The organism is Nocardia sp. NPDC004860, from assembly GCF_040609015.1.
Classification (GTDB): domain Bacteria; phylum Actinomycetota; class Actinomycetes; order Mycobacteriales; family Mycobacteriaceae; genus Nocardia.
In genome coordinates this window covers 177,107-190,134 of sequence record NZ_JBEXJI010000004.1, presented here as the reverse complement: position 1 = coordinate 190,134, position 13,028 = coordinate 177,107, and the positions used below count along the sequence as shown (strand labels likewise).

Here is a 13,028-nt window from a genome sequence, read left to right as displayed (position 1 = left end):
GCCTAACTGTGTGTAGTAGCGGGTTCTCCGGCAGTGTCCGCATCCACGGACAGCCGTTCCACGGGTTCGGTCCGGTCGGTTCGACCGAAGGTTTTGCGCACCACCGGGGCGGTGCAACGACCCAGGTCGGGGCCCAACGCCAGGGCCCGCATCTCGAGGTCGGTGCGCTCCGCGCCATCTCGGGTGGTGTACTCGTTCGAGCGCAGCTGCCCGTACGCGATGATCGGATCACCTCGCTGCAGTGACGCCTCGACTCCTTCGATGATCCCCCGTCGCCAACAGTTTACGGTGAGGTACAGGGTGCCACCGTCCACCCAGTCCCCCGCGCCCTGATCGTAGCGGCGAGCAGTGCTGGCCAACCGGAAACTCAACAGCTGTTCACCGTTCTGCAGCGCGCGCCGCACCGGATGGGTGACGATCCGGCCGATCACCGCGGTGTTCGCCTCGTACATTGCACTCCCCCTTGTCGATTCGAGCCTGTGCCTGCCGTCGACCTCAAGGTTCCCGCGCGGACGCGGGCAGCGACAGGCCCGAATCGGCGAGTGTGGACAACTCGCGGGGTGTGGATAGGTTCGCAGCGCGCTACAGCGTCGCCAGGTCGGTATTGGCCCCGCACAACACGATTACCGGCCGCTCCCCGGGCGCCGGCACGTACGCACCGCTCTGGATCGCCGCCACCGCCGTCGCACCGGCCGGCTCCACCACGATGCGGAACTCGCGCCACAGATACTCGCGCGCCATCACGATGGCATCGTCGCTGACCAGGATGGACCGCACCGCGTAGCGCTGCGCCACCTCCATGGCGATGTCGCCGATCCGGTTCGCGCCCAGGGAATCCGAGGCCACGCTGGAGACCTCGACATCCACCGGGTGCCCGGCCGCCAGCGCCGAGTGCAAGGTCGGCGCGCCCTGCGGCTCCACCCCGATCACCCGGCCGCGCAGCCCCAGCGCCGCCGCGACACCGGCCACCAGACCGCCGCCACCCACCGCGACCAACACGGGCGGCCTGCCCCGCACCTGCTCCTCGATCTCGAGCCCGACCACACCCGCCCCCGCCACGATCTCGGGCAGATCGTAGGCGTGCAACTGCATGGCCCCTCGCTCGGCCGCGAGCTGGCGGGCGTACCGGTGCGCCTCGGCGTAAGTCGTTCCGTGCCACAGTACTTCGGCGCCATGCGACCACATGGCCGCCACCTTGGTGTGCGAGGCCGACTCGGGAACCACCACGGTGCACGACATTCCGCGCAACGCGCTGGCCAGCGCCGCCGCGATCCCGGCATTGCCGGCCGAGGCCAGCACCACGTGCGTCTGGTCACCGCGCGCCTGCAACAGCGCGTTGAGACAGCCGCGCACCTTGAAGGTGCCGCCGTGCTGGAGGTGTTCCAGCTTGAGGGTCACCGGGACCGGGCCGCGCGGGCCCAGGATGTCGGTATGGAAGACGGGGGTCTTGCGGGTGTGACCGCGCAGCAGGCGGCGGGCCTGCCGCACATCGGATCGGTAGAGCCGCTTGACTTTCCGGGTCGCCATGGCGACGTCGTTCACTTGCGCACCTCTCCGTCACGCCGGGCGAGCTCGGCGAACATGGCGTTGTACGCCGTCAGGTCCGCGTCGTCGTCGCGTTCGGCCTTGCGATCGAGCCGGTTCGCCAGACGTTTGTCGCTGCGTGACCACTGGATGAGCAGCGCCAGCATCACCACCACCAGCGGTATTTCACCGCTGGCCCACGCGAGGCTACCGCCGGTGTGCTGATCGGCGAGCAGATCATGGTTCCAGGACAGGCCCAGACCACGATAGAACCAGCCGCCCATCACGGTATCCATGCTCATCAGCGCGATGCCGAAGAAGGCGTGGAACGGCAGCGAACCGAACACCATGCCCAGCTTGGTGAGCGGCTCCACCGGGCGCGGCTTCGGATCGATGCCGATCACCACCCAGTAGAAGAGGTATCCGCTGAGCAGGAAGTGCGCGTTCATCACCAGGTGCGCGCCGTGCGTGCCGACGAACTTGTCGAAGATGCCGCCCAGGTACAGCGCGTAGAAACCGGCCACGAAGAACACCGAGGCCACCACGGGCTGCGTCATGAAGCGCGACACCGGATTGTGCACGGCCGCCAGGATCCACTCGCGCGGTCCGGGCGGTGCGTCCCGACCGGCCGGTTGAATCGCCCGTAGCGCCAGCAGCACCGGGCCGCCCAGCGCGAACAGGATCGGGGCCAGCATGGACAGCATCATGTGCTGGGCCATGTGCACGCTGAACATGGCCGGGGCGTAACGGCCGACACCGGAACTGGTGGCGATCAGCAGGGTGGCGCAACCCGCGAGCCAGGCAATGGTCCGGCCGACCGGCCAGGAGTCGCCACGCTTGCGCAGCCGCAGCACGCCCAGCACGTAGACCACGGCCAATACGAGCGCGAGGGTCCCGAAGACGAGGTCGAAACGCCAGTCGAACAGCAGCCGCTCGATATTCGGCGGACCGGCCAGGTTGTAGCCGATCTCCACCTCGGTCGGCGTGGGCACCGTGCGCAGGTCCGGCGGCGGGGTGCGGCCCAGGCCCACGGCCAGGCCGACGGTGCCCGCGAAGATCAGCGCCTCGACGCCCGCGAAACGAATGAGCGCGCCGCGATCCTGCGGATCCTTCTCCAGATCCGGGATGGCGCGCTGCCGCTGCAGGAACCCCACGACGCCGAGCAGGATCAGCGCGGCGGCCTTGGCCAGCACCAGCTTGCCGTAGGTGGTGCTGAACAGATCCGACAGCGGCACCCGGACATAGGCGTTGATCACACCGCTGATCGCGATGACCACGAATGAGACGGTCGCCACTTTCGAGAACCGGCGCACGGCGAGCGCGGTGTATTTGCCGTCCCGCAGTGCGTAGGCCAGCACCGCGAACAGGCCGCCCACCCAGAAGCAGGCCGAAACCAGGTGCAGGATCAGGCTGTTGGTGGCCAGATCGTGCGCGCCGCCCGACGAGGAGTGCCCGGTCAGGGCGACCGGCAACAGCGACAGCACCGACAGCCACAGCAGCACCGGCGTCCAGCCCCAGCGCAGCGCCACTCGGCAGCCGATGGCCAGCACCACCACCATGAACACGGTGAATCGCCACGACCCGGCCACATCGACCTTGTCCGCGGCGCGCCACACCTCCTCCGGGCGCAGCGAATCCTGCAGCGGTTGCCCGGTGGTGTCCGACAGGGTCAACGGCACCAGCAACGCCGCCGCGACCGCCCATGCCAGCGCCGCGTTCCCGGCGCGCCGCAGCGCCCGATACCCGCCCACGTCGAGCAGCCCACTGGCCTGCGGCGGCACGAAGAACGCGGCGAACAGCAGCGACCCGACGGTCAGCGCGGCCGAGAAATCCGCGACCGCCCGCACCGCCGGCAGCCCGTAGGTGGTCAGCGGTCCCGGATCCGGAATACCCAGCAGGGTCAGCGCCTGCGCCGCCGACAACGCCACGACCAGCGCCGCCACCAGCGCGGTCGCCGCGCCACCCAGTGCCGTGATCGCCGCGAACGTCACCCCCGAACCCGACCGATTCGGCGAAACATCCGATCCTGCGGGCGGGTCCTGCACTGACGACATGGGCCCAGCGTAGTTCGGAGCGCCCGTCCAGACTCCCCTGGGGTTTCCGGTCCTCCGGTCTGCACAACCGCCCCGACGCGCCGAACAGTTGCTACGCGACCCAGCTTTGCTGATCTGGACGCTCGCTATACTTAACGCGCTGGACACCGAGATCGATTTCGGTCAAGGTGTTTGGAGCCCGCATCACCGCCGATGCCCGCACTGCCTCCGTAGCTCAGTTGGATAGAGCAAGGGCCTTCTAATCCCTAGGTCGCAGGTTCGATTCCTGCCGGGGGCGCTTTTGGTACCTGACCAGCGAAAACGCTGGCAGGTTCACCAATATCCAGTCCGAACAACGCTCAAACACCAAGGAACTCTCGCGAGTAGCCTGGTGCGATGGGGCAAGATCTCGACGCCATCGTCGAGCTCCTGGAGGACTTCGTCACCGAGCTTCGACGCGCCAACAAATCCGCCGGCACCATCGACTGCTACAGCCGCGACGTGCGCTACTTCGTCGCATTCCTCGAAGCCCAGTCACCCCCGATCGAGCCCGACGTCGACGCGCTGACCCGCGAGAACATCGGCGCCTACATCATCGACACCCTCAACCGGCCCAACCGCCGCACCGGCAAGCCACTCACCCCCGAGTACGCGAACCGGCAGTACCGCAGCCTCCAACAGTTCTGCAAGTACCTCCAGGCCGAGGAAATCCTCGAAGACAACCCCTTCGACAAGATGACCCCGCCCTACGTCCCCGAGAAACCCATCCCGGTACCGCCCCTCGAGGATCTCCGAAAGTTGTTGGCCGCCTGCGAGGGAACCGATTTCGAAGGCCGCCGCGACACCGCGATCATCCGCCTCCTTGCCACACCAGAACACTCGGCATAGGCGATTACCGACAGCGCGAACGAACTACGCACATGACGCACAGGGGGCAAAGTAGGGTAAAGATGTGCAGATCAGACCTGATGTCGAACAGTCGGACGACGCTGGCCGGCCCAACTGCCTTCCCCGCCGCAGCTCCGGCATCACCAGCGAGCCACGAGTCCATTCGCCAGAACGACTGGGAAGCGTTCCAGGACGTCGACTTCATGGAGAACCACTGGGGCCGCAATCAGGCTGCTGCCGACGACGAGTCCTACTACTGGTACCTGACCTTCGACGATCCGCGGCTCAGCGCAATTGCGGAGTCCTGTCAGGAGACGCTCGATTCCAGGGTCCGCGCGCCCGCTCGACCGAATTTCCGCGTGCGGCACGGTGACCACCGTCCGGTCGAGTAGGGGAAATTCGGTCGGCGCGTCCCCTGGAATTGGGAGGTACTGCGCTGCCCAGGGCAGGCGGTGAGGGCAGGCCGCGGGGCCTGCCCCTCGCAGAGCGCGGCGCGCGCCCAGGGATTCCACGCTCTCCGAGGGTTCCCATTCCCATTGACGCGTACGTGTCAAAACCATTGGGCCGCTGGTTGACACGTACGTGTCAAGGCTCTCGGAAGGACCGGAGATCATGACCGACTCCGACACCATCACCGGCCTCCTCGTCTCCGCCGTAGAACGCGCCTGGGCCGCCATCCGATCCCACCACCCCGACGTGCCCGAGGTGGTATTGACCGTGGGTTCCGGATCGATCGGGAGTGACCTCACGTTGGGGCACTTCGCGCCGAACCGATGGGTACGCGGTGTATACGAACTCCACGAACTGTTCATCGGCGGAGAAGGACTCCAGCGAGGAGCTGTAGGAGTGCTCGGCACGCTGCTTCACGAGGCCGCTCACGGCATCGCGGCGACACGCGGGATCAAAGACACCAGCCGCCAAGGCCGATGGCACAACGAGCGTTTCCGCGCCCTCGGAGAAGAACTCGGGCTCGCCCTGCAACGCCACGACAAGATCGGTTGGTCAGTCACCAGTGTGCCGGAGCAGACCGGCAACCTCTACCGAGACGAACTCGAAGAACTTGCCTTCGCTCTGGTCGCCTATCGTCGACGCGAGCCGAACGGACGCGATGGCCGGAAGTCAAACAACAACGGGGTATCTGCGGGATGTGGCTGTGGGCGCAAGATCCGAGTACCACGTAGTGCCTACGACGCAGGGCCGATCTACTGCGGAGTCCGCGAAAAGAGATTCGTGGAGTGAACCGTTGGACTGGTTGATCTCGTCGCACACGGGATTGCGTCGCGTGAATTGTCTCGTTCGGAAATGCGTGCGACCCCGATCCTATGGCGGCGGATGTCGCTGCGGCGCTTGCGGAATGGTCGAACCGCTGGCATACGTCCTCGTTTTATGTCAGCGGTCTCTGTGCGGTCGCGCTGCGGGCACTGCGCGGCCGTGGTGCTGCGGATTAACCGCTACTCCCGCAGTGCCGGCGGCTGGACCTCGACGCCAGCGCATCGATCTGTCTACTGGTACCGGAGGCTTAGAGCGCCCGTTTCAGAACCCGCCCACAGTCCACAGTTGCACTGATTGCATCACCGGAACCGCAAGCATCGTGCAATCCGGACTGAAAACGACCGAACCATTGAGACCCCTTCCAGCCCCCGGGGCTCGCGACACATTCAGAGATGCGATCGGTTGCATTCGGGATGTGCTCCAGATATCCACACCAAATCTTTCGAAGGCTCCCATGGCGAGCATGTCTCCATCGCGACTCATCGCCACCGCTCCGCCGTTCGAAGTGAAGCTTTTTAGTCTGGTTCGTGTCCGCAGGTCCCACAGTTCCACTCCGCCGTACGCCGAGTCACCCGTCGGATTCTTCAGCGGATCACTGACGCTTACCGCCAGCATCGATCCGTTCTCGCTGATATCCATGTCGTCGATGGGTTTGGCCTGCTTACCTGCTTCCTCCTGACATATATCCAGGGTCGTGATCACTGATCCCGTGGTGGCGTCGATGAGAGTGATGATCGGGTAGCTGCCCGCCCTGTCGAATTCACCGATCATACTCGCTACAGCAAGTAGCCTGCCGCTTCGATCAAATTTCATGACCCCGGGCGAAAATGGGGCCGTCACGGCCAGAGAACGCGGCTGCGTGTCGTGTGGACTCGACCAAATGTCGAGAAAATCGCGCCGCGCGCTGTTCTGCGGAACGAAATATCTCGTGGCCGCCATCAGCTTTCCGTCGTGATTCAGCGCGATTTCATTGGGGTAGCGTCCGCACGCGCTGCGGACCTCTCGTTCTTCACCTGAAGAGCGCAGCCAGATCCGTGGGCATAAACCGCTGTAGCCGGTGACCGTGGACGCATCCGAGCTTACGGCATATTTGGTAACTCCCTGCCAGTTCAAGTTGGTCGACATCGTACTGGTTTGCTCCCGAAGGTTCCAGACCTGTAGATCCAATCCGTCGCCGTCGAAATATCCATTTCGTGCGACGAGTAGGGTCTTGGAATCCTCGCTGAACGCTACCTTTGTTTGCCTGGCGGGCTTCATATCCGTAAATAGCACTGCATATAGTGAAATCGCGTCGGTGGAACCGCCCATCGATTTCCACAATCCTGGGGTATTTTTAGAACGAGGCTCCGTCGACTTGTCCAGGCCGATGTACCCTGCGGCGGCCGTGAATGCACCAAGGCCGATACCGCCGACGATGAATTTTCGCCGCGAATGGTCTCTTGCCGACATGGTGGCCTATCTCACCCATTCCTTACCGTCTAGCCGTGCCGTCGCCGAAAAACTGTGCACGGCTGCGGTCTGGAAGGGGACACCGTTGTTGTCGATCACGGTAGTGTAGGACTTGCCCATGTGGGACCAGTCGAGGGCCAAGCGCCACCGAGAAATGCAATCGCAGGCATTCTTAGAGTTCAACACAGCCTTCACATCGAATTCTTCAATATCCGAGTTGCTTACCGTGAAAGCGAATGTCATGCCGTTGTTGTAGATTATCTGCGGCGGCGTGGGATCGAGATTGATCTGGAAATTTCTCACATCCGTAGTGCCGCCACACGCTTGATCCGCCACAAACTGTTTCGCAGTTGCCGGAGTACGATCGACGTCGATGATCCGCATTCCGTGAATGTTCACGGCATCTACTGAGGCACCCTGCAACGAAATCTTGAACCAAGTGGTGAACATATCGACACCGCCCGCTTCCTGTGCCCATGTCTCATTTAGAATCCCGGAGACCGGAGGTCTGATCAGGCTTAACGGTCTGTCGAACATCCAGAGATTCCCGCACCCCGGGTTGCCATTGCTAACACCACCCTTGGCGTAGGCAATGCTGACCGTTAAAGGCTCCGCCGACACTGACTGCCGCAACATCGGCCAGACCACCGAATAGGCTAACAATCCAACAGCGGCGATGACCGGAAATATCAGGAGCCAGATGATATTGCCGAGATTGATCGAGATATTGTGTAGATCGCGTCCCGCTTGAAACGTGCGCCCGTTCTCCGACGCCGCCGCCTTTTGGTTCAGTGGCGCCTTCGGCGCGTGTGCGGTCCGATCATCCTGGTGATCATCGGTCGCCAATGCCGCGACCGGTATTGTGCATGTCGCGTCCCGCCTGGAATACCATGGCATTGTTCGAGGCCGTGGCATGCTGAACGATCTCCTGCACTGTTGCCTGCTCGGCAGTAGGCAACAGTGGCAGGAGATGGTCGTCGAGGACTCGGCGAATTTCAGCGTTCAGGCCGGGGTCGTCGTTTAGCAATCGATGCAGCCGTCGTTGCCAGTCGGAAACCAATTCGCGTTCGGTGTTGTGGTCGCCCGCCTCGCGGGCAAGCAGGAGTTCACCGCGCACTTCTTCGAGTTCTTCCTGAATTGCCGGAACACGCCTCGGATGGACTCGTCGCCATAGATCCACGGCTGCATCCCGGGCCTGTGTCCATCCATCCGTCGCCATTGCCGTGACGAGAGCCGTTCCAGCTGCGAGCACGAGCGGATCCACGCAAGACCTCCCCTGTGCGGCCGATCGGCACAACCGGCCGCGTTGTAGTTGCCCTGACAATAGCCGTAGTTCCGGCCATGGGCCACGTGCCTGGGGAGGCTCCTAGGACCCTCCGGAATACCGGCTGGATGGTTTGCATGCCTTGTGTCGCAACGGATCAGACAAGTGCCAGCCTGCCAGAATCGAACGTACTGCTGCTGGTGTTCGATCCCCTGAAGTTTATGGCCTCCGAGGCGACGACCGGCTTGTTCACGCTGGCGGGCGCCATGATCGGCGGGGCCGGGACGTTCGCGGTCAACTGGCTCACGACGCGAAGCCAGCGGCTCCTGGCCCTCGCGACTCGAGACCACCATCTGCTGGATCGGCAGTACGCAGAGCACCGCGAGTACCTGCTGCGATTGGACCGGCTGATGGAGGGCCGGGAGGATGTTCGTGGATGCGGTCATGAGCAATCAATCACGAGAAGTGTTGAGCAGCAGGCGTACCGAGTACATCGATCTATGGACGAAGTACGCCGAAGGACGTGGCGGTCCCGAGTTGGCCGGACCGGTCGAACTACTTGACCCGCTGTCCGACCTGCATCAGGCCGTCGACGCGTACTCGTCCACGTTGGACGAATGGTGGCTCCTCATATCAGATGCCGGTCAGACAAATCTCGACTACTACCAGACTTCCTCAAGGCTGCGTAACGTGGTCGGAGACAAGCGACGACGCTACCAACAGCTTGCGATCCAGGTTCTTGGTTAGCCGCACGCTCCAGTACGAAACGGGTCCGATCCTCTGCGGCCTGTACGGTGAACCTTTCCTGACCTGAGCCCCCGATCTGAGCGCAAACCCGCGAGGATGGCTGCGTTGCCTGGCATGTTCCTTGGAAATGCTTGCCTCGCAGTCCAACTCGGCGGATCATGATGCGGTGACCGGGGGTTCGGATGCGGAGGGCGGCGAGGAGCTCGCCGACTACGATTTGCTCGCTGAGATTGATGCCGGAATGGACTTCCGGGCCGCTCGCGAGACGATCCAGAACTATGACATCGCGCTGGCCCAGCGGATCGAAGCTTTCCAAGTCCTGGGTTCCCTATCCGCACAAGCGGTCCACGTGGCCCGTCCCCTCGCGCCGCTCGGCATCACCCCAGAGAAGCACGCTTCTCTGGGGGCACGGGTAGACCCTGATTGGCTTCAGTACACCTCACACACTCACGGGCGGATCCAGGGAAACTTCCATTCGCTGACGAATGCGTTCGAGTGGATCGGAAACGCCTACAGGCTCACACGCTCACTGCAATTGGCGGCAAACCACGTCTTGCCGAACGCGACCCAGAGAATTAGGGAGGCAGAGCAGGCGATCTTCAACGCGCAATCCTACTCAGATTTCTGGACAGCTGAGCAGAAGGTGACCGGAGAGGTCCTTCTGACGCCGGGGGGCCGCTGCGTCTTCTGCACAGTGTGGGTGATGCTGAACGAGGTATCGGAGAAATTCCGGAAGGCGATACAGCCGCCGACCTTCCTCTACGTCCCAGCGTTCATCGAGCCTCCACGCCACGGTCGGATCAAGAAAGGATTCCTCGCCCGGCTCATCGAGGCTGATCTCGCCGAAAACATCGACCTCGCAACCGATTACTACGTCGCGATCCATTGCGGCAGCGAGCACGACAAGCCGCTCCAGCCCTGGTTCGGGGAAATCATCAAATGCCTGAAAAGGCTCGCGCCCGAGGACGTCGCGCACGGCTTCGAAAAGTTGACAGCGACAGTCCATCACGCCGACCGGCAGGTTGTGTGCGATACGGACGTCGTCAAAGCCTATACGGTCCTCTGCCTCAACTACTTAAGAAAAGTGCAGGAACGAATGAGTGACTATGCAGAAACGTCCGGGCAGGGCCGGAAAGACCCGACCTACGCGTTCAACTTCCACAACAGCACGCTCAACAACAGTCCCGTCGGGTCGAGGGTGGAAAGCATCTCCTACTCGATATCGAACGTTGTGAACCAAGGCAACCAAGACCTCGGAGACGCCCTCGACGCGGTCAAGGAAGCGATCCTCGCCGACGACCTCGGCGAGGAGGAGCGCAGCGGACTGCTCGACAACGTCGAATACTTGGCACAGGCAGCGGAAGCGTCGCCGGAGAGTCGGAAGCCGGGGATGATCCGCTCCGCCTTGGCGGCACTCGCGGCCGCGGCGACAGTCGGCACACAATTGAATCAGGCACTCGAGTCTTGGGGAGCTGTCCTCAGCAGCATTCTCTAACGGTCTGGGCCCCGCAATACATGCTTGGGGCGAGGTGCCGACCGGACTTGCGGCCTGATCTTCAAAAGTTGATGACAGTCGGTAGCATCGGGTAGCAATAGACCATCATGCGGGCGTATGCCAACTGGTCGGTGTGCCGGAAGTGGTTGTTCGGCAACAGGTTTGGTAGCACCATCAGTATATGAGCGAATCTCGCCAGCAACGCCGCGCCCGTGAACGCACTGAAGCGAAGGGCATCACTCGCCCTGGTCCGAGTGTCCCTCCGACGTCCCGTCCGTCGCCGCCATCGGGTCGAAGCCCGGCGACCGTGGATGTGGAGTTATACAGGCATGCCGAACCACGTAGTTCTGATGATGAATTCTGGTCGGCAACATGGGGGTTGAGGGAGTCTGGGGCCGGCATCCAGGAGTCGACCGAAGACGTGCGTGAGCTCGTAGAACTTGTCATCAGGGACATAGGTGATCGGTGGGCAGACGATTACGACCTCGCCGTCGAGTGGACGGTCGATGGCTGGCACGCAGACAAAGAGCTTGCTGCACAGGGGATCACGTTGCCCGATCGGGTTCCCGAACAGTCGGAGGGAAGGTAGCGCAATGCTTGAGGATCTGGAACGACGGTTGCGGGACCACCTCACGATATTGATGGCCTTGGAAGCCGTTGCAGAGGCAGAGCAGGTCCGCCGGGAAGTCATCCGTCTGAGCGATCAGGTGCGCACTCTGGACTCGAATGTTCCGGAACAGTGGGCCGTTCGGGAGCTGTATGGGTACGTGGACTGGCGGAGCCGGGATGCGCTCAGTCGTGAGATTCACTGGCTGTCGGAGGAACAGTCGGCGATCGACCGAGCGCTCCTATCGATCTTGGACCAGTCCAGAAGTGGTCAGACCGCGGATGAGATCCGGCGTGCCCGTGCGGGTCTGGACGACCTTAGGGCGCGGATCGGTCAACTTGAGGTTGGCGCAGATCGAGCGTACGCATTGCGGTGCCTGACCGATTACGTGGACAAACGTTCTTCATGGGCCATGGAACGGGCCGATCTCACCGAACGAGAAAGGGAGCACGAACCGTTGAAGCCGTCCGCGCTTTACCGCGAAGAAAGGGAGCGTCCCATGATTGAGTGGGAGCGGTGAGCTCGCCGTCCTGAGGTTGCCCCGATTTCAGTGAGTGGATCCGTTTCTTACCGGGCAGCCTCCCCTTCGATCGAGATGTGTGGGCCCTCAGCGATTGGACAACAGGCCGGCGAGGGCGAGGCCGCCGATGGAACTGGCATAGATGACGACCATCGCCACTATCGGCCAGTACCACGCCCATCTGCTCGTGGTCGCAGCGCGAACGAGCATCGCCAGACTCGTCGTCAGCGCGAGAATCGTTCCGCCCCAGCACACTCCGATGCCCCAGCCGATGTAGGTCTGGTCGCAATTGTCGTTGTGCGGGCATGGATCGGCCAGGAGCCCATACATTACGGCGTAACCCAAGGTCAGCCCGAGGCATACCGCAACGGCATACAGCACAGACCCTACAAGAACGTCCACCACTCGCGGGAGCGTCCGTCGGGCGGAGGGTGCGTAGAGGCCGAGCGCGTCCAGGTCGTTCGTCATGCGCCGAATGATTCCGACCAGATCGCGGCCAGACCACCGCAGAACTACTCAGTTGCGGGAGGCACCTGCCGAGGGTGACGCTCACCCGATGTGTCGGTGGCCGAATCGGCGTAATCTCACCCGCATGGCACGGGGTGAGGCAACCCGGCTAACGCCTGATTTTCAAGATCAACCAAGATTGATCGATTCACCTAGGGATTCTGCGGTTTCATTCCCCCATGAGCCGCATCTATGCAGGTCAGGACACTGTTTCGAGGGTAGGAACTTCTAATCCCTAGGTCGCAGGTTCGATTCCTGCCGGGGGCGCACACGGGGTGACTGACCAGCGACAACGCTGGCAGTTACACCAATACCCGCACCGGGGAACCCGCAAACCGGGACCGATCCCCCACAAACTCCCCACTAACTCATTCGTCGCTGACCGCGCTGTGCAGCGCGGCGGCCGCGGCCGGATGCACTCGCCCGCGGGCCATGTAGCGGCGCTGGGTCATCGACGGGTCGGCGTGTCCGAGGACGTCGGCGGCGACGCGGGCGGACGATCCCGCGTCGTCGAGGATCGTCGCGACTGCGCCGCGGAAGCTGTGCGCGGTGACGTCGTCGGGAATGCCGAGCGCCGCGCGCACCCGCTGCCATTTGTCCTGGACGTTGTCGGGTCCCGCATCGTTCACCGTGTGGAGGGGCACACCAGGTCATATTCGGGGGGCCTCCGCTGGTCGGCGTGTCCGCTTACGTTCCTCGAGTAGCTGCTGGCGCTGGGTGAG

At 63.1% G+C, this 13,028-nt stretch carries 14 protein-coding genes and 1 tRNA gene; 7 read left to right on the top strand and 8 right to left on the bottom strand.

The features are described 5' to 3' along the window. Window positions 1-2: 2 nt before the first annotated feature. From ABZV44_RS11210 to ABZV44_RS11200, 3 genes are all read right to left on the bottom strand, one after another. A complete protein-coding gene (locus ABZV44_RS11210; protein WP_354834641.1) occupies window positions 3-452 on the bottom strand; it encodes a single-stranded DNA-binding protein in 450 nt (149 codons plus the stop codon). A gap of 130 nt (window positions 453-582) precedes the next feature. Next, entirely contained in the window at window positions 583-1,527 is a 945-nt protein-coding gene (locus ABZV44_RS11205; RefSeq protein ID WP_354835310.1) for a threonine/serine dehydratase, read from the bottom strand. 11 nt (window positions 1,528-1,538) lie between these two features. Beyond that, the gene (locus ABZV44_RS11200) at window positions 1,539-3,578 is read right to left on the bottom strand and encodes a cytochrome c oxidase assembly protein (RefSeq protein ID WP_354834638.1); all 2,040 of its coding nucleotides are present in this window, start codon (window positions 3,576-3,578) and stop codon (window positions 1,539-1,541) included. A gap of 203 nt (window positions 3,579-3,781) precedes the next feature. On the opposite strand from ABZV44_RS11200, the gene ABZV44_RS11195 reads away from it, so the two are divergent. The 4 genes from ABZV44_RS11195 to ABZV44_RS11180 all read left to right on the top strand — a co-directional run bounded on the left by ABZV44_RS11195 (window position 3,782) and on the right by ABZV44_RS11180 (window position 5,684). Continuing rightward, window positions 3,782-3,855 (top strand) — tRNA-Arg (locus tag ABZV44_RS11195). A gap of 98 nt (window positions 3,856-3,953) precedes the next feature. After that, window positions 3,954-4,445, top strand: a complete 492-nt coding sequence (locus ABZV44_RS11190; RefSeq protein ID WP_354834635.1) for a phage integrase N-terminal SAM-like domain-containing protein — start codon at window positions 3,954-3,956, stop codon at window positions 4,443-4,445. A gap of 80 nt (window positions 4,446-4,525) precedes the next feature. Next, the gene (locus tag ABZV44_RS11185; protein WP_354834632.1) at window positions 4,526-4,837 is read left to right on the top strand and encodes a hypothetical protein; all 312 of its coding nucleotides are present in this window, start codon (window positions 4,526-4,528) and stop codon (window positions 4,835-4,837) included. Window positions 4,838-5,057: 220 nt separating this feature from the next. Further along, window positions 5,058-5,684, top strand: a complete 627-nt coding sequence (locus ABZV44_RS11180) for a hypothetical protein (protein ID WP_354834629.1) — start codon at window positions 5,058-5,060, stop codon at window positions 5,682-5,684. A 294-nt stretch (window positions 5,685-5,978) separates the two neighbouring features. Here the strand turns inward: ABZV44_RS11180 and ABZV44_RS11175 are convergent, their stop codons facing one another. Genes ABZV44_RS11175 through ABZV44_RS11165 form a run of 3 tightly spaced genes read right to left on the bottom strand, consistent with a single transcriptional unit; the run spans window position 5,979 to window position 8,430 of the window. Next, window positions 5,979-7,166, bottom strand: a complete 1,188-nt coding sequence (locus tag ABZV44_RS11175) for a hypothetical protein (RefSeq protein ID WP_354834626.1) — start codon at window positions 7,164-7,166, stop codon at window positions 5,979-5,981. Window positions 7,167-7,172: 6 nt separating this feature from the next. Continuing rightward, entirely contained in the window at window positions 7,173-8,012 is an 840-nt protein-coding gene (locus ABZV44_RS11170; RefSeq protein WP_354834623.1) for a hypothetical protein, read from the bottom strand. Further along, window positions 7,999-8,430 carry a hypothetical protein gene (locus ABZV44_RS11165; RefSeq protein WP_354834620.1) on the bottom strand — a complete coding sequence of 144 codons (432 nt, stop codon included), beginning with the start codon at window positions 8,428-8,430 and terminating at the stop codon, window positions 7,999-8,001. Before ABZV44_RS11165 ends, ABZV44_RS11170 begins: the two co-directional genes overlap by 14 nt. A gap of 432 nt (window positions 8,431-8,862) precedes the next feature. On the opposite strand from ABZV44_RS11165, the gene ABZV44_RS11160 reads away from it, so the two are divergent. From ABZV44_RS11160 to ABZV44_RS11150, 3 genes are all read left to right on the top strand, one after another. Further along, a complete protein-coding gene (locus tag ABZV44_RS11160) occupies window positions 8,863-9,177 on the top strand; it encodes a hypothetical protein (protein ID WP_354834617.1) in 315 nt (104 codons plus the stop codon). 166 nt (window positions 9,178-9,343) lie between these two features. Beyond that, window positions 9,344-10,672, top strand: a complete 1,329-nt coding sequence (locus ABZV44_RS11155) for a hypothetical protein (protein WP_354834615.1) — start codon at window positions 9,344-9,346, stop codon at window positions 10,670-10,672. A 593-nt stretch (window positions 10,673-11,265) separates the two neighbouring features. Next, window positions 11,266-11,799, top strand: a complete 534-nt coding sequence (locus tag ABZV44_RS11150) for a hypothetical protein (protein WP_354834612.1) — start codon at window positions 11,266-11,268, stop codon at window positions 11,797-11,799. A gap of 87 nt (window positions 11,800-11,886) precedes the next feature. On the opposite strand, the gene ABZV44_RS11145 is transcribed toward ABZV44_RS11150, so the two are convergent. Both ABZV44_RS11145 and ABZV44_RS11140 read right to left on the bottom strand, forming a co-directional pair. Next, window positions 11,887-12,267 carry a hypothetical protein gene (locus ABZV44_RS11145; RefSeq protein ID WP_354834609.1) on the bottom strand — a complete coding sequence of 127 codons (381 nt, stop codon included), beginning with the start codon at window positions 12,265-12,267 and terminating at the stop codon, window positions 11,887-11,889. 407 nt (window positions 12,268-12,674) lie between these two features. Beyond that, window positions 12,675-12,935, bottom strand: coding sequence for a tyrosine-type recombinase/integrase (locus ABZV44_RS11140; RefSeq protein WP_354834606.1), 261 nt, complete (start codon window positions 12,933-12,935; stop codon window positions 12,675-12,677). Between the last annotated feature and the right edge of the window lie 93 nt (window positions 12,936-13,028).